Origin of the sequence: Yoonia sp. I 8.24 (genome assembly GCF_022096995.1) — a bacterium.
Taxonomy (GTDB): Bacteria; Pseudomonadota; Alphaproteobacteria; order Rhodobacterales; family Rhodobacteraceae; genus Yoonia.
The window spans coordinates 70,519-92,391 of record NZ_JACXGQ010000004.1 but is presented as its reverse complement, the minus strand read 5'-3'; the positions used below and the strand labels follow the sequence as shown (position 1 = coordinate 92,391).

At 55.6% G+C, this 21,873-nt stretch carries 22 protein-coding genes; 14 read left to right on the top strand and 8 right to left on the bottom strand.

The genetic code is table 11. The features are described 5' to 3' along the window. Window positions 1-113 precede the first annotated feature (113 nt). Together Yoon_RS09020 and Yoon_RS09015 are read left to right on the top strand one after the other, a co-directional pair. A complete protein-coding gene (locus tag Yoon_RS09020; protein ID WP_238111842.1) occupies window positions 114-611 on the top strand; it encodes a ClbS/DfsB family four-helix bundle protein in 498 nt (165 codons plus the stop codon). Between the two features lie 49 nt (window positions 612-660). Then, the gene (locus Yoon_RS09015; RefSeq protein WP_238111841.1) at window positions 661-1,176 is read left to right on the top strand and encodes a cell wall hydrolase; all 516 of its coding nucleotides are present in this window, start codon (window positions 661-663) and stop codon (window positions 1,174-1,176) included. Between the two features lie 42 nt (window positions 1,177-1,218). Here the strand turns inward: Yoon_RS09015 and Yoon_RS09010 are convergent, their stop codons facing one another. After that, window positions 1,219-1,695 carry an SRPBCC domain-containing protein gene (locus Yoon_RS09010; protein ID WP_238111840.1) on the bottom strand — a complete coding sequence of 159 codons (477 nt, stop codon included), beginning with the start codon at window positions 1,693-1,695 and terminating at the stop codon, window positions 1,219-1,221. Further along, window positions 1,692-2,024 (bottom strand): helix-turn-helix transcriptional regulator, encoded by a 333-nt coding sequence (locus Yoon_RS09005; protein WP_238111839.1) that lies wholly within the window; start codon window positions 2,022-2,024, stop codon window positions 1,692-1,694. The genes Yoon_RS09010 and Yoon_RS09005 overlap by 4 nt, the downstream gene beginning before the upstream one ends. Before the next feature lie 159 nt (window positions 2,025-2,183). Here Yoon_RS09005 and hisC point away from each other — a divergent pair, with 159 nt between their 5' ends. Genes hisC through Yoon_RS08990 form a run of 3 tightly spaced genes read left to right on the top strand, consistent with a single transcriptional unit; the run spans window position 2,184 to window position 4,935 of the window. Then, the gene (gene hisC / locus Yoon_RS09000; protein WP_238111838.1) at window positions 2,184-3,272 is read left to right on the top strand and encodes a histidinol-phosphate transaminase; all 1,089 of its coding nucleotides are present in this window, start codon (window positions 2,184-2,186) and stop codon (window positions 3,270-3,272) included. Next, window positions 3,269-4,192, top strand: a complete 924-nt coding sequence (locus Yoon_RS08995; protein WP_238111837.1) for a prephenate/arogenate dehydrogenase family protein — start codon at window positions 3,269-3,271, stop codon at window positions 4,190-4,192. The genes hisC and Yoon_RS08995 overlap by 4 nt, the downstream gene beginning before the upstream one ends. A gap of 17 nt (window positions 4,193-4,209) precedes the next feature. Continuing rightward, window positions 4,210-4,935: an extensin family protein gene (locus Yoon_RS08990; RefSeq protein WP_238111835.1), complete on the top strand. Its 726-nt coding sequence runs from the start codon at window positions 4,210-4,212 to the stop codon at window positions 4,933-4,935. Here the strand turns inward: Yoon_RS08990 and Yoon_RS08985 are convergent. Beyond that, a complete protein-coding gene (locus Yoon_RS08985; RefSeq protein WP_238111834.1) occupies window positions 4,932-5,975 on the bottom strand; it encodes an aspartate-semialdehyde dehydrogenase in 1,044 nt (347 codons plus the stop codon). The genes Yoon_RS08990 and Yoon_RS08985 overlap by 4 nt on opposite strands. Before the next feature lie 355 nt (window positions 5,976-6,330). Here Yoon_RS08985 and Yoon_RS08980 point away from each other — a divergent pair, with 355 nt between their 5' ends. The 4 genes from Yoon_RS08980 to Yoon_RS08965 all read left to right on the top strand — a co-directional run bounded on the left by Yoon_RS08980 (window position 6,331) and on the right by Yoon_RS08965 (window position 11,147). Beyond that, window positions 6,331-6,600, top strand: a complete 270-nt coding sequence (locus tag Yoon_RS08980) for a hypothetical protein (protein ID WP_238111833.1) — start codon at window positions 6,331-6,333, stop codon at window positions 6,598-6,600. A 248-nt stretch (window positions 6,601-6,848) separates the two neighbouring features. Continuing rightward, entirely contained in the window at window positions 6,849-9,770 is a 2,922-nt protein-coding gene (ileS, locus tag Yoon_RS08975) for an isoleucine--tRNA ligase (RefSeq protein ID WP_238111832.1), read from the top strand. A gap of 88 nt (window positions 9,771-9,858) precedes the next feature. Beyond that, window positions 9,859-10,377 (top strand): PadR family transcriptional regulator, encoded by a 519-nt coding sequence (locus Yoon_RS08970; protein ID WP_238111831.1) that lies wholly within the window; start codon window positions 9,859-9,861, stop codon window positions 10,375-10,377. Window positions 10,378-10,385: 8 nt separating this feature from the next. Then, complete coding sequence (locus Yoon_RS08965) at window positions 10,386-11,147, top strand: CPBP family intramembrane glutamic endopeptidase (protein WP_238111830.1); 762 nt, start codon at window positions 10,386-10,388, stop codon at window positions 11,145-11,147. Here Yoon_RS08965 and Yoon_RS08960 read toward each other — a convergent pair. After that, a complete protein-coding gene (locus Yoon_RS08960) occupies window positions 11,144-12,133 on the bottom strand; it encodes an LLM class flavin-dependent oxidoreductase (protein ID WP_238111829.1) in 990 nt (329 codons plus the stop codon). The two genes, Yoon_RS08965 and Yoon_RS08960, sit on opposite strands and share 4 nt — an antisense overlap. Before the next feature lie 79 nt (window positions 12,134-12,212). Here Yoon_RS08960 and Yoon_RS08955 point away from each other — a divergent pair, with 79 nt between their 5' ends. Beyond that, the gene (locus tag Yoon_RS08955; protein WP_238111828.1) at window positions 12,213-12,671 is read left to right on the top strand and encodes a methylated-DNA--[protein]-cysteine S-methyltransferase; all 459 of its coding nucleotides are present in this window, start codon (window positions 12,213-12,215) and stop codon (window positions 12,669-12,671) included. A 115-nt stretch (window positions 12,672-12,786) separates the two neighbouring features. On the opposite strand, the gene Yoon_RS08950 is transcribed toward Yoon_RS08955, so the two are convergent. From Yoon_RS08950 to Yoon_RS08935, 4 genes are all read right to left on the bottom strand, one after another. Continuing rightward, the gene (locus Yoon_RS08950) at window positions 12,787-14,181 is read right to left on the bottom strand and encodes a DUF4157 domain-containing protein (RefSeq protein ID WP_238111826.1); all 1,395 of its coding nucleotides are present in this window, start codon (window positions 14,179-14,181) and stop codon (window positions 12,787-12,789) included. 79 nt (window positions 14,182-14,260) lie between these two features. Beyond that, window positions 14,261-14,959, bottom strand: coding sequence for a phosphatidylcholine/phosphatidylserine synthase (locus Yoon_RS08945; protein WP_238112220.1), 699 nt, complete (start codon window positions 14,957-14,959; stop codon window positions 14,261-14,263). A gap of 43 nt (window positions 14,960-15,002) precedes the next feature. After that, a complete protein-coding gene (locus Yoon_RS08940) occupies window positions 15,003-15,917 on the bottom strand; it encodes a tyrosine recombinase XerC (RefSeq protein WP_238111825.1) in 915 nt (304 codons plus the stop codon). A 5-nt stretch (window positions 15,918-15,922) separates the two neighbouring features. After that, entirely contained in the window at window positions 15,923-16,618 is a 696-nt protein-coding gene (locus tag Yoon_RS08935; RefSeq protein WP_238111824.1) for a DUF484 family protein, read from the bottom strand. Window positions 16,619-16,832: 214 nt separating this feature from the next. On the opposite strand from Yoon_RS08935, the gene Yoon_RS08930 reads away from it, so the two are divergent. The 4 genes from Yoon_RS08930 (at window position 16,833) to Yoon_RS08915 (ending at window position 21,840) form a co-directional block, all read left to right on the top strand. Beyond that, the gene (locus tag Yoon_RS08930) at window positions 16,833-17,942 is read left to right on the top strand and encodes an MHYT domain-containing protein (RefSeq protein ID WP_238111823.1); all 1,110 of its coding nucleotides are present in this window, start codon (window positions 16,833-16,835) and stop codon (window positions 17,940-17,942) included. 113 nt (window positions 17,943-18,055) lie between these two features. Beyond that, on the top strand, window positions 18,056-18,910 hold the full coding sequence (locus tag Yoon_RS08925) for a xanthine dehydrogenase family protein subunit M (RefSeq protein WP_238111822.1): 855 nt from the start codon (window positions 18,056-18,058) through the stop codon (window positions 18,908-18,910). A 12-nt stretch (window positions 18,911-18,922) separates the two neighbouring features. Continuing rightward, window positions 18,923-19,417, top strand: coding sequence for a (2Fe-2S)-binding protein (locus Yoon_RS08920; RefSeq protein WP_113775465.1), 495 nt, complete (start codon window positions 18,923-18,925; stop codon window positions 19,415-19,417). Beyond that, window positions 19,414-21,840 carry an aerobic carbon-monoxide dehydrogenase large subunit gene (locus Yoon_RS08915; protein WP_238111821.1) on the top strand — a complete coding sequence of 809 codons (2,427 nt, stop codon included), beginning with the start codon at window positions 19,414-19,416 and terminating at the stop codon, window positions 21,838-21,840. Before Yoon_RS08920 ends, Yoon_RS08915 begins: the two co-directional genes overlap by 4 nt. Window positions 21,841-21,873 lie beyond the last annotated feature (33 nt).

The window sequence follows — 21,873 nt, the reverse complement described above, 5'->3', positions numbered from 1 at the left end:
TGCGATTTCAAAGGCCGCGCCATCTGGTGCGGCCTTTTGCGTTTTGCGGTTTGATCTACCACAAGGCCCCTATGTGTGTTTCGCGGTAAGGTTGCACTGGAAGGGAGCCCCCAATGGCCGCAACAACCAAATCCGCACTCCTTGAGATTTCACAAAAGGAATTCGCCAAGTTGTCAAAGCTTGTCGATGCGATTGACACTAATATGGCAATGACGAAGGGTGTCGAAGATACGTCAATCAAAGACGTCATCTCGCACCGCGCGCATTGGATCAGCCTATTCTTGGGCTGGTATGCAGATGGGCAAGCAGAAAAGCCTGTGTTCTTTCCCGCTGAAGGGTACAAGTGGAACGATCTCAAACGCTACAACGCCGATCTACGCCAGCGCCAGAGCGACCTAGACTGGGATGGCGCGAAATCTGCGTTGGCGTCGGGGTATGCCGATTTGATTGCATGCATCACTTCGAAGTCCGAGGCAGAGCTTTTCGGTGGTCCGATGAAAGGCGCCAATAACAAATGGACGCCGGGGCGCTGCGCGGAGGCCGCAGGCCCAAGCCATTTTCGATCGGCTGCGAAATTCTTGCGCGCAGAAATACGTTCACGTGAACTCTAACTTGAGATCAAGAAATTAGACGCGTATGCATGCGCAAAGGAGCGCAGATATGCAGCTAAAGAGATCTAGAATGTTGCTCATCGGGGCCTGCGTCGCGGTGTGCGGTGTCGCAGGGTGTTCACGCGAACCGCAGGCCACGCGCGCGTCAGCGTCTGATATCAACTGCATGGCCCGCGCCATGTATTTCGAATCAAACCGTTCCAGCCGCGATGGCATGGTTGCAGTGGGCAGCGTTGTGATGAACCGCGTGCAATCTGATGCATTTCCTGACAGCGTATGCGCCGTTGTTGGTCAGCGAAATCAATTTGCACCGGGTGTGATGACCAAAGCGATGGACGGGCAGGGGCGGGCATTGGCAGATGCATCTGCGGCCGCCGTACTGGCCGGTGAACGGCACCCGCATGTTGCAAGCGCAAAGTATTTTCATGCCGCTTGGTATGACGCTAACTACAACAATATCCATTATGTGGTCACAGCTGGCGGCAATGCTTTCTACGAAAAGCGACGGCCCGAGAACGTGACAACCCCAGATCCGCTTCCGCAAACCGAGGGCGTCACAGGCTAGTCGTATTGGTCGCGCCAGATAGCGCGACCAAAGCGACGACAACTAGCCGAATAGCGCTGTCAATTTGTCGAACGCTTGGTTCCAGCCGCCTTCGCCGGGCGATCCGGCAGGGACGCCAACGTGGGTCATGGTCATGCGGGTTTTCCCATCGACTTCTTGCAGTTCAACGATGACTTCGGTGACCTCTGGCGTGCCTTCGGGCATCCCCATGCTGGCGGGCGAGATCAGGTTGCCATCTGCGTCACACATGCTTTCGCTATAAGCCAACCGATTTGGGGCCACGATTTCCTTGTAAGTGCCTGTGAACCACATGGTCATTGTGCGCTCTGGCATCTTCATTTCCATACAGATTTTGCGGATGCCGCCGACAGTCACATCCATTTCGGCGACTGGAATTGTCATGCCGTTCGGGCCGTACCATTGGCCAAATTTGGCTGGATCCGTCCACATGTTCCACACAGCGTCGATGCTGGCGGTAAAATCGCGTGTGATCACGACTGAAATTTCTGCGTTCGTCATTTTTCATCCTCTGTATTAGCCAATAATTTGGCCATCACATCAAACCTGTCACCCCAAATATGGCGGTATTGATCAGCCCATGTTGCAATGGCTTCGATAGGGGCTCCATCGATCTTACAGGGGCGAAATTGCGCGTTGCGCCCACGTGAAATGAAACCAGCATCTTCCAAAACGCGAATATGTTTCGAGACGGCAGGCAAGCTCATCTCAAAGGGCTCGGCGAGTTCGTTTACAGTTGCTTCACCTGTGGCGAGCCGCGCAAGAATTGCGCGCCGCGTCGGATTGGCGAGCGCTGCAAACGCGCTATCAAGTTGGTCGTGCTGATTCATGCTATCATTAATAAACCAGATTGTTAATAAATCAATATGTTAAATAAAGGGAGCGTTGCTGCGACTTTTTTGCCCATATTTCCTGCGCCCGCCGCTAGCGTCTGGTCACGCTGCATTCGGGGCGCTAGAAACGGGCAACTAAACAAAGGTGGGGGCACCATGGCGGACGATATTCAACCACAACCGGGTATTATGGATATTGCGCTCTATGAGGGCGGCGTTTCGACGCTTGATGGGGTCACGAATGTGCTCAAGCTGTCGTCCAATGAAAATCCAGCGGGTCCAAGCGATGCGGCAAAGGAAGCGTTTTCGCGCGCTGTGCATCAGTTGCATCGCTACCCGTCTGCGGACCATAGTAAACTACGCACCGCAATTGGAGAGGTTTGGGATGTCGACCCAGACCGTGTGATTTGCGGCGTCGGATCGGATGAGATCTTGCATTTCATGTGCCAGTGTTATGTCGGTCCGGGCGATGAGGTGATCCACACGGAACATGGGTTTGCGATCTACCGGATTGCGACACTTGCAGCGGGGGGGACCCCTGTCGAAGTCCGTGAGCGTGAACGGACAACCGATGTAGATGCGATCCTGGCCGCGTGTACTGAGCGGACCAAACTCGTTTTTATCGCGAACCCCAATAACCCGACTGGCACAATGATCGGCCCAAGCGAATTGGCCCGGCTCGCCGAAGGATTGCCGCCGCAGGCTATCTTAGTGCTTGATGGGGCTTACGCCGAATATGTGGGCGCATATGACGCTGGGCTTGCCTTGATCGAAACGCGCAACAACGTCGTGATGACGCGCACGTTCTCTAAGATTTACGGGCTTGGTGGTCTGCGCGTTGGCTGGGGCTATGGACCGCGCGCGATTATCGATGTGATGAACCGTATTCGCGGGCCCTTCAACATGTCTTCTGCGGCGCTCGAAACCGCTGAAGCGGCCGTGCGCGATACCGATTACACCGAAAAATGCCGCGTTGAAAATGCGCGCCTGCGCGAATGGATGGCGACAGCCTTGGCTGAACTTGGCGTGCCGTCCGACACATCGACGGCAAACTTTGTGCTGGCACGTTTTGCCGATACTGCCGAAGCACAAGCCTGCGATCAGGCCCTGCGCGATGTGGGTATCATCGTGCGTCAGGTCGCAGGATATAAACTGCCGCATTGTTTGCGGATCACTGTCGGCGACGAAAGCGCATGCCGCCGTGTGGTCCATACGATTGCCCAATTCAAAGGGGCCGTCGCGTGACGCAGATTTACAACCGTGTTGCCCTAATTGGTCTTGGCCTGATTGCGTCTTCGATGTGTCACGCGATGCGTCGTGCAGGGCTGGCTGGTGAAATTGTTGGGTATGCGCGATCCTCAGAAACGCGTGCGATTGCGCGTGAAATCAACCTGTGTGACCAAATCTACGATTCCGCCGCTGAAGCCGTGATAGACGCTGATTTGGTCGTGCTTTGCGTGCCCGTGGGGGCTATGGGTGCTGTTGCCGCTGAAATTGGTCCGTCGTTAAGACCGGGTGCAACCGTCAGTGATGTTGGGTCCGTCAAGCGCACGGTCATTGATGCTGTGGCACCGCATATCCCCGATGGCGTGCATTTCATTCCGGCCCACCCTTTGGCTGGGACTGAACATTCTGGTCCGCGCTCTGGCTTTGCCGAACTGTTTGACAATCGTTTTTGTATCATCGTGCCTGTCGAAGGGGCTGACCGAGCAGCGGTTGATCGCGTGTCCGATCTTTGGCGCGGGATGGGCAGTAACGTTGACGAAATGGATCCCGATCACCACGACCTGGTGCTTGCCGTTACCAGTCATACGCCGCACTTGATTGCTTATACGATGGTCGGGGTTGCGGATGACCTCAGCCGTGTGACCGACAGCGAAGTCATCAAATATTCGGCGGCAGGTTTTCGCGATTTTACCCGCATCGCGGCCTCTGACCCGACTATGTGGCGCGATGTGTTTTTGAACAACAAGGACGCAACGCTTGAGATTTTGGGACGTTTCACCGAAGAGCTTTTTGCGCTGCAACGTGCAATCCGCCAAGGTGATGGAGATCACCTGTTTGACTACTTTACCCATACACGCGCGATCCGGCGGTCCATCGTCGAAGCGGGCCAAGATACTGATGCCCCTGATTTTGGGCGTAGTCAGATCAAGTCAGAGTGATCCGCCTTGTGGCGTTCATGCTGGTCCTTTGGGCTGGCACAGCTGTCGCGCAGGGCTTTCCGCTTGTTGTGCCACCAGTGGTGGTCGCGACTGATACCCCGGTCATTCGCCCCGTCACGCGCCCACCCCCAAGTCCTTACGCCGTATTGGTTTCGTTGCGCCCCGCCGTCCGTCCCGCGTCAATTGAAGCGGCAGCCGAAGAACGCCGTCTTGCACGTTTGCGCGGACAGGTCTGCGGCGATATCGCGATTCAAGGGGATACGTTGGGCCGCGTTGAGGGCGCCGGTGCTTGTGGCGTGTCTGATGCGGTGCGCGTGCGGTCGGTGTCTGGCGTCGCCCTGCGCCCAGCCGCGACGATGGATTGTCGCACCGCTACCGCGTTGAAAACATGGGTGAACCGTGGCGCAATCCCAGCGGTGCGGGCCGAAGGTGGCGGCGTTGCCAGCCTGCGCGTCGTGTCGCATTACGCCTGTCGCAACCGCAATAATTTTGCCACTGGCCGATTGTCCGAACATGCCTATGGGCGGGCCATTGATATCGCGGGGATCGGTTTGCAAGACGGGTCTGAGATCACAGTGCTGTCTGGCTGGGGCACCGAAGATGATGGCGCGCAATTGCGGCAGATGTGGCGGGCGGCTTGCGGCCCCTTCGGAACCGTTCTGGGCCCCGAAGCGAACCGGTTTCATGCGGATCATTTCCACTTTGACACCGCGCGGTATCGAAGTGGGTCCTATTGTCGTTAACCCGCAACAGGTGCGCGTAACGCCTCTGCAATCTGTACAGCATTTTGCGCCGCGCCCTTGAGCAACTGATCACCTACGATAAACATAGTGACAGTGCGTCCAGCGGGATCACCAAGATCGTCGCGGATGCGTCCCACAAGGATATCTTGTTCGCCTGACGCTTCTGATGGCATCGGAAAATGGTTCGCTTCACGGTCATCGACAAGCCGAATACCGGGCGCGCCCTCTAATGCGTGACGGATGCTGTCAGTATTGACGTGTTCGTCAAAGCGGATCGACAGCGAAATCCCATGCGCGCGCAAAATCGGCACGCGGATGCAAGTCACGCTAATCGGTAGTTGCGGCTGCGAAAGGATACGCCGGGTCTCGGAAATGACCTTCAACTCTTCGCCGTTGTAACCAGTTTCAGGATCGATATCAGAATTATGGCTGAACACGTTAAACGCATAGGAGTGCGGTAGAATTTGCGGCTCAAAGTCTTCGCCGTTCAGATGCGCGCGGGTGCCTTCGCGCAGCTCTTCCATCATCTCGGCGCCGCCACCGGATGCGGCTTGATAGGAGGATAGCGATAGGCGGGTGATTGACCAGCGTTGATGTAGCGGGGCCAACGCAGTTGTCAAAATGGCTGCGATACAATTGGGGTTGGCGACAATGCGCGGGGCCGATTGCAAGGCGGCGCCGTTTGCCTCGGGGACGACAAGTGGCACGTCATCTTGCATGCGGAAGGCAGATGAATTGTCGATCACCTGTGCGCCGGCCGCCACTGCGATGGGCGCAAACCTGCGCGAAATTGTAGCGCCCGCAGAAAAGAACGCGATATCGACGCCGTCAAAGCTGTCCTCAGTCAGCTCTTCTACCACAATCGATTGACCGCGAAATGACTGGCTGCGCCCGGCAGAACGGGCCGAGGCCAGCAGGCGTAACGCGCCGACCGCAAAGTTACGCTGTTCAAGGCTATGGATAAGCGCGAGGCCAACGGCACCGGTTGCGCCGACAATGGCGACAACGGGTGCGGGGGCAGGGGGGACGTGTGCATTCATGGGGTGGTCTTCCTTTGGTGTTTTGGGAAGACGGGGCTCAGCAATTCAAAACCCCGTCCGATCCGGCAGGGTTTTATTTAGCTTAGGTTAGCTGCGATGCGCCCATGCCAAACAATCCCCCGCCGGAGCGGTGGTCATCTTGGTCATGGTTGTCGTCATCAAATTGGTCATGGCGGGCTGGGTAGCAATAAGCGGGCGTCCTGGCAAGCGATATTCGACGATTGCGCGCTTAGGCGCGGTGCGCTCAAAGCCTGGCCTACCTATACAAAGGTATAGATTTACACGCGAGGGGCGATTGCCTACCTCTTTATACATAGTTTCACGCTACTGCTGTAGTTTTAAATGGGAAAAGAAAATGTTTAAGAGTATAAAGACCAGCCTATCCGCAGCTGCGATAACCTTTGGTTGCGCCGTCAGTTTATTGGCGCTTGATGCAAATGCTGTCACCGCAGCAGAGCTAAAGACAATAGTCTTGCAGACATACGATGGGCAATCTTCGATTTCGGGTGAGCTTATCCGTTATGAGAACAACGTATACATTCTGCTGACCGAAGAAATGGGCCGGGTCCAAATTCACGCAGATACAGTTGTCTGCCACGGCGCGCTTTGCCCTGACCACGGGTAAGCGAAGTCACTATTCGTATGAAACAGACAGCAAACCCTTATGGGGGTTTGTGCAGACACATTCGGTGAACACCACTCTTTACGCTCCTTCATGCGCTGCCTATAAGCAGCGTCATGAAGTTGAGCATGATGATCATAGACATTATCTGCCCGGCGGTTTGATCAAACCAAACCAGCCGGGAAAAGGTGTCCGCCTATGCGCACCGCTCCTTACCTGTATGTATTCCAGATATTCAAAGGACGCCCCACATGTGCGCCGAAACCACAGACTATAAAGACACGCTGAACCTGCCACGTACCGATTTTCCAATGCGGGCTGGATTGCCCAAACGCGAACCCGATTGGCTCGCGCGTTGGGCCCAAATCGGCGTTTACGACAAATTGCGCGCAAAGGCAGAAGGCCGCAAACCGTTCACCCTGCATGATGGCCCGCCCTATGCGAACGGTCACCTGCACATCGGCCACGCGCTGAATAAAATCTTGAAAGATATGGTTGTACGGTCGCACCAGATGATGGGGCGCGACGCGCGGTATATCCCCGGTTGGGACTGTCACGGGCTGCCGATTGAATGGAAAATCGAAGAACAGTACCGCAATAAGGGCCAGAACAAAGACGATGTTGATGTCGTCGATTTTCGTCAGGAATGCCGCAAGTTTGCCCAAGGTTGGGTCGATGTGCAGCGCGAAGAATTCAAGCGTTTGGGGGTCCAAGGCAATTGGGATGAACCGTATCTCACGATGAATTTCCACGCGGAAAAGACCATCGCGGAAGAATTCCAAAAGTTCTTGATGAACGGCACGCTCTATCAAGGCTCAAAACCTGTGATGTGGTCGCCCGTTGAACAGACCGCCTTGGCCGAGGCCGAAGTTGAATATGCCGATAAAGAGAGCTTTGCGATCTGGGTGAAGTTCCCTGTACGCGAAACCAATAACGCTGCTCTTGAAGGGGCCAGTGTTGTAATCTGGACCACAACACCTTGGACGATCCCTTCTAACAAAGCGGTCGTTTTCTCAGAGACGATTTCTTATGGCGTTTACGAAGTGTCTGACGCGCCCGAGGACAATTGGGTCCGTAAAGGTGAGCGGTATATTCTTGCCGATAAGCAAGCTGAAGCGGTGTTTGCAAAAGCACGCATTGAGGCGTTCACGCGCGTCAGCGACGCGGGCGATATGTCTGGAACCACGCTGTCACATCCGCTTGCTGGGGCCGAAGGCGGCAATGGTGAATGGGATGATCCGCGTGATTTCCGTGCAGCACCATTTGTTACCGAAGACGAAGGCACCGGCTTTGTCCACTGTGCCCCATCCCACGGGATGGATGAATTCGAATTCTACCGTGATCTTGGTATGTTGGAACAGATGATCACCTACAATGTCATGGAAGACGGGTCGCTCCGTGCGGACCTGCCGTTCTTTGGTGGTAAAAAAATCCTGCGTGATAAGGCCAATAAGAAGAATAAAAACAACCCGTGGGAAGGTGACGCCAATACTGCCATCATGTCGAAACTGGCCGAGGTTGACGGGCTGTTTGCGCGTGGTGTGATCAAGCATAGCTATCCGCATTCATGGCGGTCTAAGGCACCGGTGATCTACCGCAACACGCCGCAATGGTTTGCCGCTGTGGACCGCGCTGTGGGTGATGGTAAAGATACCTACGGCACAACGATCCGCGAACGTGCGCTGCGCTCTATCGATGAATTGGTGACATGGACCCCGCAAACGGGCCGCAATCGGCTTTATTCGATGATCGAAGCACGTCCGGATTGGGTGTTGTCGCGCCAACGTGCGTGGGGTGTGCCGCTGACATGCTTTACGAAAAACGGGGCGTTGCCAACGGACCCTGATTTCTTGCTGCGCAATGAAGCTGTGAATGCCCGTGTGCTGGCCGCGTTTGAAGAAAGCGGCGCAGATGCGTGGTATGCCGAAGGAGCAAAGGCACGGTTCTTGGGCGATGATGTGGATCATGATGCCTATACGCAAGTCTTTGATATCTTGGATGTTTGGTTTGATTCCGGGTCAACGCACGCATTCGTATTGCGCGACCGTGAAGATGGGTCGGATGACGGGATCGCAGATGTCTACCTAGAAGGGACGGACCAACACCGCGGCTGGTTCCATTCGTCCATGCTGCAGGCCTGCGGCACCATTGGGCACGCACCGTACCGCGCGGTTGTGACCCACGCGTTTACCTTGGACGCGAAGGGCGAAAAGATGTCCAAATCCTTGGGCAACACGATCGTGCCGGAACAGGTGGTCAAACAATATGGCGCGGACATCCTGCGTCTTTGGGTCGCGACAACCGACTACAAGCACGATCACCGGATTGGTGATGAAATCCTAAAAGGGGTGGCCGATAGCTATCGCCGTTTGCGCAACACGTTGCGTTTCATGCTGGGGTCGCTGGCTGACTTTACCGAAGCCGACCACGTTGAGCCCGCCGATATGCCGGAATTGGAGCGGCTGATGCTACACCGCATGTCCGAATTGGACGCACAGGTGCGCGCAGGATACGAGAAATTCGATTTCCAAGGCGTGTTCCAAGCGGTGTTTACCTTTGCCACGCTTGAGCTGTCGGCCTTCTATTTCGATATCCGCAAGGATGCGCTCTATTGTGATGGTGACACGGACCGGCGCCGTGCGTCACGCACGGTTCTGGACATCTTGTTCCACCGGCTGACCAAATGGCTTGCGCCGATGCTGACGTTTACAATGGAAGAAGTTTGGCTTGAGCGGTTCCCCGGTGATGAAAGCTCTATCCATCTCGAAGACTTTGCAGAGACACCGACCGCGTGGCGCGACGATGCTTTGGCCGCAAAATGGGCGACTGTTCGTCAGGTGCGCCGGGTCGTGACGGGCGCGCTTGAGATCGAACGCACCAACAAGGTCATCGGTGCCTCGCTCGAAGCGGCACCAACGGTTTATGTGTCGGCTGACGTGGCTGCGGTGCTGGAAACAGTGAGCTTTGACGACCTGTGCATCACCTCCGGCATCAACCTGTCGACAGAGGCTGCACCGGCGGATGCGTTTACCTTGGATGATGTCGCCGATGTGGCCGTGGTCTTTGCCCGTGCTGAGGGTGAAAAATGCCAACGCTGCTGGAAGATCCTGCCCGACGTTGGCAGCCACAGCCACGCCGGTGTCTGTGGACGTTGTCATGATGCGCTAGGCTAAACTAAGAAACCCGGCCATCGCGTGCCGGGTTTTTTTTACTGCAAATATAGGACTTGTCATATATGATAAATCCTATATAAGCCGAGTCATGTCACTTCGTCACGCCATCCTTGGATTCTTATCCGCAACACCGCTAAGCGGCTATGATTTGCGCAAGGCGATGGATGCCTCTGTGCAGCATTTCTGGCCTGCTGATCAGGCGCAGATTTACCGGACGTTGGCGCGATTGGTCGCTGATGGGTTGGTGGATGTGCAAGAGGTTGATGGGGACACGCGCCAGCGCAAACTGCACTTCGCGACCGCCGCGGGATTGGCGGAACTTGACGATTGGCTGCGCACAATCCACCCCGTCGAAGCTTCGCGCGAACCTTTTTTGATAAAAATGTTTTTTGGGGGCCGCATCGGTGCAGCGGATGTGTGCGCGCTTCTACTGGCCCGGCGGGGCGAGGCGGAGGTACTGCGCGCCACATTTCAGGGCATCGCGGCAAGTATCCCAGAGAGCGGGGACCTAAACACGGTGTTGCGCCGGGCCACGTTGCTTAGCGGATTGCGCTACGTCGAAGCGGAAATCCTATGGATCGATGAAACACTTGAGGCACTGAAATGAAGGCAAGCTTGCGCAATATCGTAATCTATGTGGCGGGCGCCTATGCGCTGTCGGTGTTGGGCTGTTTGCTTGTCGCATGGGGACATGACGTGGGTGGATTGGTCTTCGTCGTTAGCGCAATTCTTATGGCTTTGTCGTTGCGCGCCTTTGGCGGGGATGGTTGGAAAACGGCAGGGTTTCGCCCCACATTCGCAGGTCACGCGTTCGATTACGCGTTGGCGCTTTTGGTGTTTCCTGCGTTGGTTGCCCTGTCGCTTGTTTTGGGGGCAGCGCTAGGCACGCTGACATTATTCGATGGGTTTGTGGCGCTGTATTTGCCAGCGATCTTGGCAATGCTGCCGATCACGATGCTATATGCAGTCTTCGAAGAATTCGGCTGGCGCGGCTATCTCGAACCGCAACTGGAAATCTTGGGTGTGCCAGATCTAAAACGGCATTTGCTCGTCGGATTGATTTGGACGATCTGGCATATTTCTTATTTGATGACATTTGGAAATGTCGCCGACATCCCGCTTTACCTGTTCATGCCGATCTATTTGATCGAGACGCTTGCGATGGCAGTATGGTATGGCGTGTCGCGCAAACGCACCAATAGCGTCTGGCCTGCGGTGATAGCGCATGGTTGCGCAAATGCGATTATGTGGCCGCTCGTTATGACCGCAGATTTGGTCATCATTCATAACGGCCTTTGGATTTCTCCGCGACCGGATGCAACGTTGTCGATGTGTCTGCTAATTGCGGTAGCCGCGTTCGTCTGGCGCCGTCGCTAGGGCGCACGCAAATCGGTCAATACTTGCGCCGCAATCTCGAACGATCGTAACCGCGCTGTGTGGTCATGGATCATGCCCGTCACCATCAGCTCATCAGGTTGATATGTGTCGGTAAGCGCGCGCAGCTGCGCCCGAAGCGTATCTGGTTCACCTGTCGCCGAACAGCCAAGCGCGGCGTTTACCTGTGCCAAAACATGCGGTGCGACCTGCGCGGGTAGATCGTGAACCGGATGTGGAAGCTTGCCGGGTTTGCCCGCAATGAGCCGCGCAAAAGCCAACTGCTGTGAGGTGCGCAAGTAATGTGCTTGGCTGTCAGTATCGGCCGCGCAAACCCCTGCAGCCATCATGACATAGGGGCGTTCCAAGAATTCCGACGGCTGGAATGACTGGCGGTAGGTCGCGAGCGCATCTGGCAGCATTGCAGGCGCGAAATGTGATGCAAACGCATAAGGCAACCCCAATTGCGCGGCGAGCTGCGCGCCATAAAGACTGGACCCCAATATCCAAATCGGGACCTGCGTGCCTTTCCCCGGCACTGCCTGAACCGGTGTTGGCCCCGCACCCAAATAGGCGATCAATTCCTGCACATCTTGTGGGAAACTCTCCTCTGGGGCCATATGGCGGCGCAGCGCGCGGGCGGTTTTCATATCGGTGCCGGGTGCACGCCCAAGACCAAGATCGATCCGGTCCGGGTAAAGTGTGGCCAATGTGCCGAACTGTTCTGCGATGATCAGCGGTGCATGATTAGGCAGCATCACGCCCCCAGCGCCGACGCGGATTGTCTTGGTCGCACCTGCGACATGGCCGATCACGACGGAGGTTGCCGCTGACGCGATGCCGGGCATGTTGTGGTGTTCGGCCAGCCAGTACCGATGGTAGCCCGTGTTTTCGGCCAATTGCGCAAGCGCGACTGTGTTTGCAAGGGCATCCGCCGTGGTCTTACCTTCGGGCACGGGGGACAGGTCAAGTAGAGAAAACTGCTGCATCAGGTACTCCTTATTCTGTACCTAAGCCCGTCGTCGATGTTATCAAGGCGCGGGTCGCAGCGACCCAAAGGAAACCAATATGAGCGGGTTGATTTGTGAAACCTCGCCTGTCGGCGCGCTGGGTGTCGACGCGGCGGATGGCGCGATTACTGCGCTGTATTGGGGGCGGGCGGGGACGCTGAGAAAGGGGCCGCTTTTTGATCAAGCGCGCGCCGAAATGGCTGCATATTTTGCCGGCAAGCTGACTGAATTTACCGTGCCCCTTGCACCACGCGGGACGCAGTTTCAGCATGCTTTCTACGCAGCTCTATGCGCCATTCCCTACGGCGAAACACGGACCTACGGAGACTTAGCCAAATCGCTGAGTGTCTCTGCCCAAGCCATCGGACAAGCCTGCGGCGCCAACCCAATAGCCATCCTGATCCCATGCCATCGCGTCCTAGGAGCGCAGGGTTTAGGTGGCTATTCCGGCGAAGGCGGCGTGGACGCGAAAGTGGCGCTATTGCGGTTGGAGAGGGCGGCGGGGTTGTTGATTTGAATATGGCTTTTGTTCGTAACGGCTGTGACAGCTTAGCGATACCGTTTGCCTATCATCGTTCCCGACGGCGCCGTGATCGCGAGGCGTACTATTGAAACGTTTGATCGCAACATGGCTAGACCGGCGTAAGACCTAGTTTAACCGAAAACTTGTCCAAGTCACTCGCGCTATAGACCACGGTCTCTCCAGTTACTACGTCGTATTGCCCACGAAACGCGCTGACCGTACTTTTCCCATTATCCGTGTTTTTCAGAAAATCCTGTAGCTCGAGATCAGTCAGTTTTCTAAATTTTGTCCCTCCCGTCGCAGGAAGACGGTCCCACCATTCCCGTCCATTTACAGACTGGACGTCTGATCTGGTTACTTGCGTCACTGCAACAAGTCCACCGCCGGAGCTACCACCAAAAGCCGCGCCGACGACGCCACGCTGAACTTCGACAACGTTGCTGGCATAAAAGTTCGCTAAAGCTGGGTTACGCGCATTATAGTTCATGCTTGCTTCACCATCTTCTTGATAGTCATTATCGAAATTCAGTTGATGGCGACTGACGGTATCACTGTCGTTTGTTTGAATCGTTGCGCTGAATTCGAAGCTTTCGGCATTTGCTTTTCTATTAGGGGCACTTCCCTGAACACCGCCATTAAGAGTCGTATTGGTCGCGATATCGGTATCCTGATACGGATTTTTGTCAGAAAGCCGCTGCGCGTGTTCAGCTGGGTAACCAAAATCAAGCGCCGCTTGACGTATTTTGGTCTTTGTATCGATCGCGTAATCTCCATCCCCGGAACCATTGAACGCATAGAGACTTGTCGCAATTGCCTCAGCCTTACCTGACCCTTCGTGGATGGCAGCCTTAAATTCGTCGAGCCCATTATGGCCTGCTACTCGCTGAACTGAAGAATTTAAGCTCCCATCCCCGCTACAAGTAGCGGTATTGGTCGTACGATGAACAGATGAAGCCACTATTTCTTTTGTACTCCCTAATTGTGCAGCCTTCGCGCCCATCACGTCGGCCTCATGCTCTAGGCCCGCGTCATCATTTACTGCGACGCCTTTCATCTGCATCGTTGGTTTCACGCGGCCTTGCGCCTGTTGCACGACATGCCACGCCTCGTGCGGGAGGTGTTGTTCTTGGCCGGGGCCAAGGTGGATGTTGCTGCCTTGCGCGTAGGCGTGTGCCTGAACCGCTGCGGGTTTGTCAGAATTGCGGTGGACGCGTACGTGGTCCATCGACATGCCCGACAGGTTTTCGATCCCGGATTTCAGATTGTCCGGCAGCCCGGTATTGTTTGCCTTTGGTGCGGGTGCTTCGGCGCGTTGTATGAATTTTGCTTGAAATTCATCGTCTTCTGCCCGCTGAACGGTGGGGCGGGCGTCGGCCATCAGTTGCAGTTCTGTGAGTGATTGGGAAGCTGCGCTGTCATCTGCCGCGCGCTGCAACGGTCCGCCAGTTTTGGGTGCGCGCGGCTGCGCGGCACGCTGAGGCGGTATCTGCTTTTGCGCTTTCATCAAAATATCTCTCAATCCGAGAAGTCGTATAATAATGACACAACTATAGCACGAGAGATAACATTTCCCTAAGGGAAATTTAGGTCTCGGATTTTTCTGGCAGTATTTGTTGTGCGACTCCCGCCAAAAGTAGGTAAACAGATGTTACGATCAGCCCCCAATGTGCTGCGCTGTCAGGATGAAAATCCACCCACGCCGCCCATCCCGCAAATGCTGTCCAGGCCAGCGCCATCGGTAATGTCACGACACGCCAACGTTCGGTACGCACAGGGTGGACGAATTTCAACGGCAAGAACATCGCAATTGCGAGGCTCGCCACAAGCAAGAGTGAAACCCAAAAATCCGGGGTGAGCGCAAAGATCACCAGCACCAGCATATTCCAGCAGCCCGGAAAGCCAGAGAAAGAATTGTCTTTCGTCTTCATGCGTGTATCCGAAAAATACATCGCAGAGGCAAAGGTGATGATGATAATTGAAAACCACCCCGTCCAGCCGGGGAGAAGCCCTGATTTGAACAGCGCGTAGGCGGGTACAAAGACATAGGTCAGGTAGTCGATAATCAGATCCAACAGGACCCCGTCAAAGATCGGCGCGTTCTTTTTCACATCATAGCGGCGCGCCAAAGGTCCATCGATCCCATCGACAAAAAACGCGACGACAAGCCAGAGGAACATCAGATTCCATTTTTCGTCAACGGCGGCCAACATTGCCAACATGGCAAAAACCGCGCCGGTGGCTGTTAGAAAGTGGACAGAAAGGGCTTTGGTGCGAATATCCATCATGACGATATGGTCGAAATTCAACTGCAGGGCAATCGGTTAGTCATGCCTTAGGGTGGGCCTTGTCGTAGACTTCCATCAGACGTGCGGAATCGACAGCCGTATAAGCTTGGGTGGTCGATAGGGACGCATGTCCCAGAAGTTCTTGGATCGTGCGCAGATCACCGCCTGCGGATAGCAAATGCGTCGCAAAGGAGTGGCGCATCGCGTGGGGCGTGGCGGTTGCAGGCAGGCCAAGCTGCATGCGCGTTTGTGCCATAACTTTTTGGATCGCACGCGGGGCGAGTGGCCCGCCACGTACTGCACGAAACAGCGGTGCAAGTGGTTCAAGCGGGTAGGGGCATTGCGCAACATAGGCATCCACGGCTTCGCGGGTGACATCGATGACGGGAACGATCCGTTCTTTATCGCCTTTCCCTTTGATCCGCAGGACCGGAGGCAATGGCACGTCCGCGCCGGTCAGGCTGAGCGCCTCGGAGATACGCAGTCCACAGCCGTAAAGCAGGGTGATCACCGCGCCGTCGCGGGCGGCGATCCAAGACGCGCGGGCTTGCAGCTCAACAGTATCGATCATCGCGGCGGCGGCGTCTTCGGCTAAGGGGCGGGGGAGTTTCTTTTGAAACTTTGGTGACCGCGTCGAAAGAACGGCAGTAGGTTCAAAATCTTCGCGTTCGGACAGCCAGCGGTAGAATGATTTCACCGCCGATAATGATCGCGCCAAAGACCGCGCGCCCACACCGCGCCCGCGTTCATGCGCCATCCATGACCGCATGTCGCGCGTTGAAATCGCGGCAATTGGTTCCAGCCCCAGACCACCCCCATGGTGGTGTGTCATAAAGGCTAAAAACCCCATCACGTCCGCCTGATAAGCTTTGAGCGTGTTATCCGCCGCGCCTGATAAAGCGCGCTGATGGTCCAGCCACTTTGCCAACATATCCGTGAGCGCCGCAGAGATCATCGCAGCTATCCCAGCCAGCGCTGCATGACCCGTTCAAACACGCCGGTGAAGAAGGTCAGCAGATCCGTGCCTTGTTGGGCGCTGAATTGCTGCGGGTCTTCTGATCCCATGATCAGCATGCCGGGGCGATTGCCCGTACCGAGGTCCAGCTTTAGGCAGGCTTCAGATTGAATATAGCCCGCACGCTCACCATAAAGACTAGCGCCAGAGTTATCGAATTTGCGCAGAGTGATTTGGCGGACCGGCATGTTGCGACCAAGGGTGATATAATCGTCGATAAACCCTTCGGGCACCACGGCGACGGCTGAGCCCATGTTGCTGTCGGTTTCTGGATCTGCGCTTTCCAGAACCAACCGGATCGCATCGACGCGCAGGGTATTGGCCACATCGCCAGTCAGGTCTTCGAGAAAGGCAGTAAACGTCTGGGCGTCCATCATGCGCAGAATGGCGCGGTGTACTTGGTTGGTGCCCGCCAGATTATCATAGGCTGCGGCAATGACGTTGCGGTGCGTGTCTTCAAGCCGATCAAACCGCGCCTCAAGCCGTTCCATTGCGATGCCACGCAGGTCAACAATATTGCCGCCCATATTGTCATCATTGCCGCCCACAAGGGCGCGCATAATATCGTGATCCTCAAGCAAGAGGTTCGGGTTCGCGATGATCTTTTCGCGGGTTTGCTCATCCATCTCGGGTGTACTCATCAGGCTGCTCTTATGTTTTTCACAAACAGTAGCAGGTCACGGCGCGCGGTTCCGCAACTATTTTTGCGCGGTATGAAAGGGTGACTTTTGGGGCGCACATCGGGGATGTAGCCGTACACGCGTTATGGCGTGGGTGCGGTGCGATATTGAAAACGTGCAAGGCTTTTCAACTATAGCATTTGCCAAGTGCATGTTTTTTGGTCAAGTTGCGAACATGGAATTTCTTGACGTTGATCATGACGCGTTTTTGGTTGTAATGGCCTGTGTGGTTGCTTTGGCTGCGGGGTTTACAGGGTTATCGATGACCCGCGCGCTGTCGACGAAATCCGAGATCCATAAAAAGGCTTTAATCACACTTGCAGCTGTCGCGCTTGGCGGCGGTATTTGGGCAATGCATTTCGTCGCGATGCTGGGGCTGCAGCTTCCGACATTATTTTACTATGATGCGGCGATCACGCTTGTTTCCGCACTGACGGCGATCTTGATCGTCGGTGCCGCGTTGATCATTTTGCATTTCGCGCCCCGCACCCCCGCCACGATCACGCTGGCTGGCGGTATCGTCGGAGTTGGCATTTTGGTGATGCACTACATCGGGATGGCAGGGCTAGAGCTATGCCGCGCGGTCTATTCCCCTTTGGGCGTGGCGCTGTCGTCGATCGTTGCGATTGGGCTTTGTATCTTGGCCTTTGGAATCGCTTACGGCAAACGCACAAACCGCAACATTTTGCTGGGTACCTTATGTTTTGCGATTGCAGTGTGTTCTGTTCATTTCCTCGCGATGGCGGGCACCAACTTTGTCGCCGTGCCAAGCGGTGCTGAATTTGGCCCGTCGATGAGCAATGAGACGCTGGCCCTTGGCGTTATTTTCTTCAGCTTTGTCATTTTCGGGGCGTGCCTTTGGGTCAGCGTCACCTATTTGATTGTGCCAGCGAACAAGAAGCCTGAAGCGCCAGAAGATCACCAACCGTCGCGCCTACAAATCCCATGCGAACGGGACGGTGGTAAAGTTTTTATTTCGCCGAGCGAAGTGGCCTTCGTGCGCGCCGATGGCCATTACACGCAGGTCTACACTGACCAAGAGCGTCTATTTTGCGTTTGGCCGATCACAGAGGCGACGAAACGGCTTTTGCCAACGGGATTTTTACAAACCCACCGTAGCTATCTGGTGAACCCGGACCGGGTCGCGCGGTTTGAGCGGACGAAAGATAAAGGGCGCTGCGTCTTCAATGGGACAGATTTGCCGCCCGCGCCCGTTAGCCGCTCCAAGCTCAAGCCAATACAAGATGCCTTGGCGTCGCAGCTGGGTGCAACTCGTGCGACCTGACGCGCATTTCGTGCAAAATACCTGTTTTTCATTGATTTCCTAAAGCCATCGCATACCCGCGTATGCCCTACTTCTCCTTAGCCAGAACACACGCTTTTTAGGGAGGAGAGCCGATGATTCCAGCGGCATTTGATTATTACCGACCCAAGGACATGGCCGCCGTGCTGTCGATCCTTGAGGAACATGGCGATGATGCGCGCGTCATGGCGGGGGGCCACAGCCTGATCCCGATGATGAAACTGCGCATGGCCGATGTGCCTCATTTGATCGATCTACAAGATGTTGGCGGCATGTCTGACATTGCGATTGATGCGGATAAAATTGTGATTGGCGCGATGGTCACCCAAGCGCAGATCATTGATCACGCAGCGCTGGGAACCAAGGCCCCGATCCTTAGCGAAGCGGCTTTGCAAATCGCTGACCCGCAGGTGCGCTACATGGGCACTGTCGGTGGCAATGTAGCGAACGGCGATCCGGGCAATGACATGCCGGGGCTGATGCAATGTTTGGATGCGACATTTAGCGTTGTCGGTCCAGACGGCGAACGCGACATCGCAGCGCGTGAATTCTATGAAGCAGCTTATATGACCGCCCGCGAAGATGACGAAGTTCTGACCCGCGTGACGATCCCGATGCCCAGCGGTGGATATGCCTATGAAAAGCAGAAACGTAAGATTGGTGATTACGCGACAGCGGCCGCTGCGGTGCAGATCACCAAAGATGGTGACACCTGCACATCGGCATCCATCGCGATGACAAACCTGAGCGATATCCCGGTCTATTCCGAAGCGGCCTCTGCCGCATTGGTTGGAACGGCGGTGGATGATGCGGCGATCAAAGCCGCAATTGACGCGATGCTTGGCGACATCGACCCGGTCGAAGACAACCGCGGTCCGGTCGCATTCAAAAACCATGTGGCGGGCGTCATTTTGCAGCGTGCCATCACACGCGCTTGGTCGCGGGCGTAAGGGAGATTTATTATGTCGAATAAGATGCACATCAAATTGAATGTGAACGGCAAGGCCGAGGAATTTCTCGCGGAGCCGCGCGAATTGTTGATCTATACCCTGCGCGAACGGCTGAACATCACTGGCCCGCACATCGGTTGCGAGACGTCCCATTGCGGCGCATGTACGGTCACGATTGACGGAAAATCTGTCAAATCCTGCACCATGTTCGCAGCCCAAGCCGACGGCAAAGAGATCACCACCATCGAAGGTATCGGTGGCCCCGATGATCTGCACCCGTTGCAAGAGGCGTTCAAAGAACACCACGGGCTACAATGCGGCTATTGCACGCCGGGTATGATCACCCGCGCGACCAAGCTTCTGGAAGAAAACCCCACCCCAACCGAAGAAGAAATTCGATTCGGCATGGCCGGCAATATCTGCCGCTGCACGGGATACCAGAACATTGTGAAATCCATTCAGGCCGCTGCGTCTGAAATGAATGCAGCCAAGGAGGCCGCAGAATGAAGGACGAAATTACACGCGAGGAACGCGTTGATAACCTCAAAGGTATGGGGTGTTCACGCAAACGGGTTGAAGACGCGCGCTTTACCCAAGGCAAAGGCAACTATGTCGATGACGTGAAACTTGACGGGATGCTGTTTGGCGATTTTGTGCGCTCTCCTTATGCGCATGCCCGGATCACGAATATTGACATTGCAGCCGCATTAGAAGTGCCCGGCGTTTTGGCCGTGCTGACGGCGGCTGATCTGGAACCGCTTGGCCTGCATTGGATGCCGACATTGGCGGGCGACAAACAGATGGTGCTTGCTGACGGCAAAGTTCTGTTTCAGGGCCAAGAGGTCGCCTATGTTGTGGCCGAAGATCGCTATGCCGCTGCCGACGGGATCGAAGCCGTCGTGGTCGACTATGAAGAACTGCCGGTCATTGTAGACCCGTTTAAATCGCTGCAATCAGATGTGATCTTGCGCGAAGATACGGTCGATGAAAACGGCAAAGCCACCGATGGTGCCCACGGCCCCCGTAAGCATCCCAACCACATCTTTACTTGGGAAGCTGGCGATAAAGCCCCGACCGAAGAGGTTATCGCGAACGCGGATGTCGTCGCAGAAGAAGAGATGTACTACCACCGCACCCACCCGTGCCCGCTTGAAACCTGCGGCTGTGTGGCGTCAATGGATAAGGTCAACGGTAAGCTAACGCTTTGGGGAACCTTCCAAGCACCGCATGCGATCCGTACGATTGTCTCGCTTATTTCGGGCATTGAAGAACACAATATCCGGGTGATTTCGCCTGATATCGGCGGCGGTTTCGGCAACAAGGTTGGCGCTTATCCGGGCTATGTCTGTTCGGTTGTAGCATCCATCGTGACGGGTAAGCCGGTCAAATGGATCGAAGACCGTATGGACAATCTGATGACCACGGCCTTTGCCCGTGACTATTGGATGAAAGGCAAGATTTCCGCGACCCCCGAAGGTAAAATCACAGGGCTGCATTGCCATGTGACCGCGGATCATGGCGGCTTTGATGCCTGTGCTGACCCGACCAAATTCCCGGCGGGTTTTATGAACATCTGCACAGGGTCTTATGACATCCCAACGGCCTATCTGGCGGTGGATGGTGTCTACACCAACAAAGCCCCCGGCGGCGTGTCGTACCGCTGTTCATTCCGCGTGACCGAGGCCGTCTATTTCATTGAACGGATGATCGAAGTTCTGGCGATTAAGTTGAACATGGACGCGGCCGAACTGCGCCGGATCAACTTTATCAAAAAGGAACAATTCCCTTACACAGCAGCGCTGGGCTGGGAATACGATTCAGGCGATTATCACACCGCATGGGATAAGGCGCTAAAAGCCGTTGATTACGATGGGCTGCGCGCAGAGCAGGCGCAACGTGTCGCAGATTTCAAGGCTGGTAAAACGCGCAAACTGATGGGCATCGGCCTGTCATTCTTTACTGAGATTGTCGGCGCTGGACCGGTCAAGAATTGCGATATTCTTGGGCTTGGCATGTTCGACAGCTGTGAAATCCGGATCCACCCGACCGGATCCGCGATTGCACGGTTGGGCACGATTTCCCAAGGCCAAGGACACGCGACAACATTTGCGCAAATCCTTGCCTCTGAAATCGGACTGCCTGCCGACAGTATCACCATTGAAGAAGGCGATACCGACACTGCGCCTTATGGGCTTGGGACTTATGGGTCGCGGTCAACCCCGGTGGCAGGGGCGGCCACGGCGATGGCGGGGCGCAAAATCCGCGCCAAGGCGCAGATGATCGCGGCTTACCTGCTTGAAGTTCACGACAATGACGTGGAATTCGACGTGGATCGGTTTGTTGTCAAAGGCGCGCCAGAAAAGTTCAAAACGATGAAGGAAATCGCCTTTGCCGCCTATAATCAGGCCATCCCGGGGATTGAACCGGGGCTTGAGGCGGTCAGCTATTATGACCCGCCCAATATGACCTATCCGTTCGGGGCTTATATCTGTGTCATGGATATTGATGTGGATACCGGCGTGCCAGATATCCGGCGTTTCTACGCGCTTGATGATTGTGGGACACGGATCAACCCGATGATTATCGAAGGTCAGGTGCATGGCGGCTTGACCGAAGCGCTCGCCGTCGCCTTGGGCCAAGAGATTGCCTATGACGAAATGGGGAATTGCAAAACGGGCACATTGATGGACTTTTTCCTGCCAACCGCGTGGGAGGTCCCCAACTACGAGACCGATTACACGGTCACCCCTAGCCCACATCACCCGATTGGGGCAAAGGGCGTCGGCGAAAGCCCGCATGTCGGTGGCGTACCATGTTTCTCAAACGCGGTGCAGGATGCGTTCCGTGCCTTTGGCAACACGCATACCAATATGCCGCATGATCACTGGCGGATTTGGAAAACCGCAAATGAGCTGGGCCTGCACGACTAAACCAAAGTCTGGGTGGGGCGCACGCCCCACCCA

What these genes read in the sequence shown, in the direction of transcription:
- Yoon_RS08915 (WP_238111821.1), top strand. Translation starts at nt 19,414, where the DNA reads ATGAAGGACGAAATTACACGCGAGGAACGCGTTGATAACCTCAAAGGT.
- Yoon_RS08930 (WP_238111823.1), top strand. Translation starts at nt 16,833, where the DNA reads ATGGAATTTCTTGACGTTGATCATGACGCGTTTTTGGTTGTAATGGCC.
- Yoon_RS09010 (WP_238111840.1), bottom strand. Translation starts at nt 1,695, where the DNA reads ATGACGAACGCAGAAATTTCAGTCGTGATCACACGCGATTTTACCGCC.
- Yoon_RS08940 (WP_238111825.1), bottom strand. Translation starts at nt 15,917, where the DNA reads ATGATCTCTGCGGCGCTCACGGATATGTTGGCAAAGTGGCTGGACCAT.
- Yoon_RS09015 (WP_238111841.1), top strand. Translation starts at nt 661, where the DNA reads ATGCAGCTAAAGAGATCTAGAATGTTGCTCATCGGGGCCTGCGTCGCG.
- Yoon_RS09005 (WP_238111839.1), bottom strand. Translation starts at nt 2,024, where the DNA reads ATGAATCAGCACGACCAACTTGATAGCGCGTTTGCAGCGCTCGCCAAT.
- Yoon_RS08990 (WP_238111835.1), top strand. Translation starts at nt 4,210, where the DNA reads ATGCTGGTCCTTTGGGCTGGCACAGCTGTCGCGCAGGGCTTTCCGCTT.
- Yoon_RS08985 (WP_238111834.1), bottom strand. Translation starts at nt 5,975, where the DNA reads ATGAATGCACACGTCCCCCCTGCCCCCGCACCCGTTGTCGCCATTGTC.
- Yoon_RS08960 (WP_238111829.1), bottom strand. Translation starts at nt 12,133, where the DNA reads ATGCAGCAGTTTTCTCTACTTGACCTGTCCCCCGTGCCCGAAGGTAAG.
- Yoon_RS08945 (WP_238112220.1), bottom strand. Translation starts at nt 14,959, where the DNA reads ATGGATATTCGCACCAAAGCCCTTTCTGTCCACTTTCTAACAGCCACC.
- Yoon_RS08970 (WP_238111831.1), top strand. Translation starts at nt 9,859, where the DNA reads ATGTCACTTCGTCACGCCATCCTTGGATTCTTATCCGCAACACCGCTA.
- Yoon_RS08955 (WP_238111828.1), top strand. Translation starts at nt 12,213, where the DNA reads ATGAGCGGGTTGATTTGTGAAACCTCGCCTGTCGGCGCGCTGGGTGTC.
- Yoon_RS08950 (WP_238111826.1), bottom strand. Translation starts at nt 14,181, where the DNA reads ATGAAAGCGCAAAAGCAGATACCGCCTCAGCGTGCCGCGCAGCCGCGC.
- Yoon_RS08980 (WP_238111833.1), top strand. Translation starts at nt 6,331, where the DNA reads ATGTTTAAGAGTATAAAGACCAGCCTATCCGCAGCTGCGATAACCTTT.
- hisC (WP_238111838.1), top strand. Translation starts at nt 2,184, where the DNA reads ATGGCGGACGATATTCAACCACAACCGGGTATTATGGATATTGCGCTC.
- Yoon_RS08925 (WP_238111822.1), top strand. Translation starts at nt 18,056, where the DNA reads ATGATTCCAGCGGCATTTGATTATTACCGACCCAAGGACATGGCCGCC.
- Yoon_RS09020 (WP_238111842.1), top strand. Translation starts at nt 114, where the DNA reads ATGGCCGCAACAACCAAATCCGCACTCCTTGAGATTTCACAAAAGGAA.
- Yoon_RS08920 (WP_113775465.1), top strand. Translation starts at nt 18,923, where the DNA reads ATGTCGAATAAGATGCACATCAAATTGAATGTGAACGGCAAGGCCGAG.
- ileS (WP_238111832.1), top strand. Translation starts at nt 6,849, where the DNA reads ATGTGCGCCGAAACCACAGACTATAAAGACACGCTGAACCTGCCACGT.
- Yoon_RS08935 (WP_238111824.1), bottom strand. Translation starts at nt 16,618, where the DNA reads ATGAGTACACCCGAGATGGATGAGCAAACCCGCGAAAAGATCATCGCG.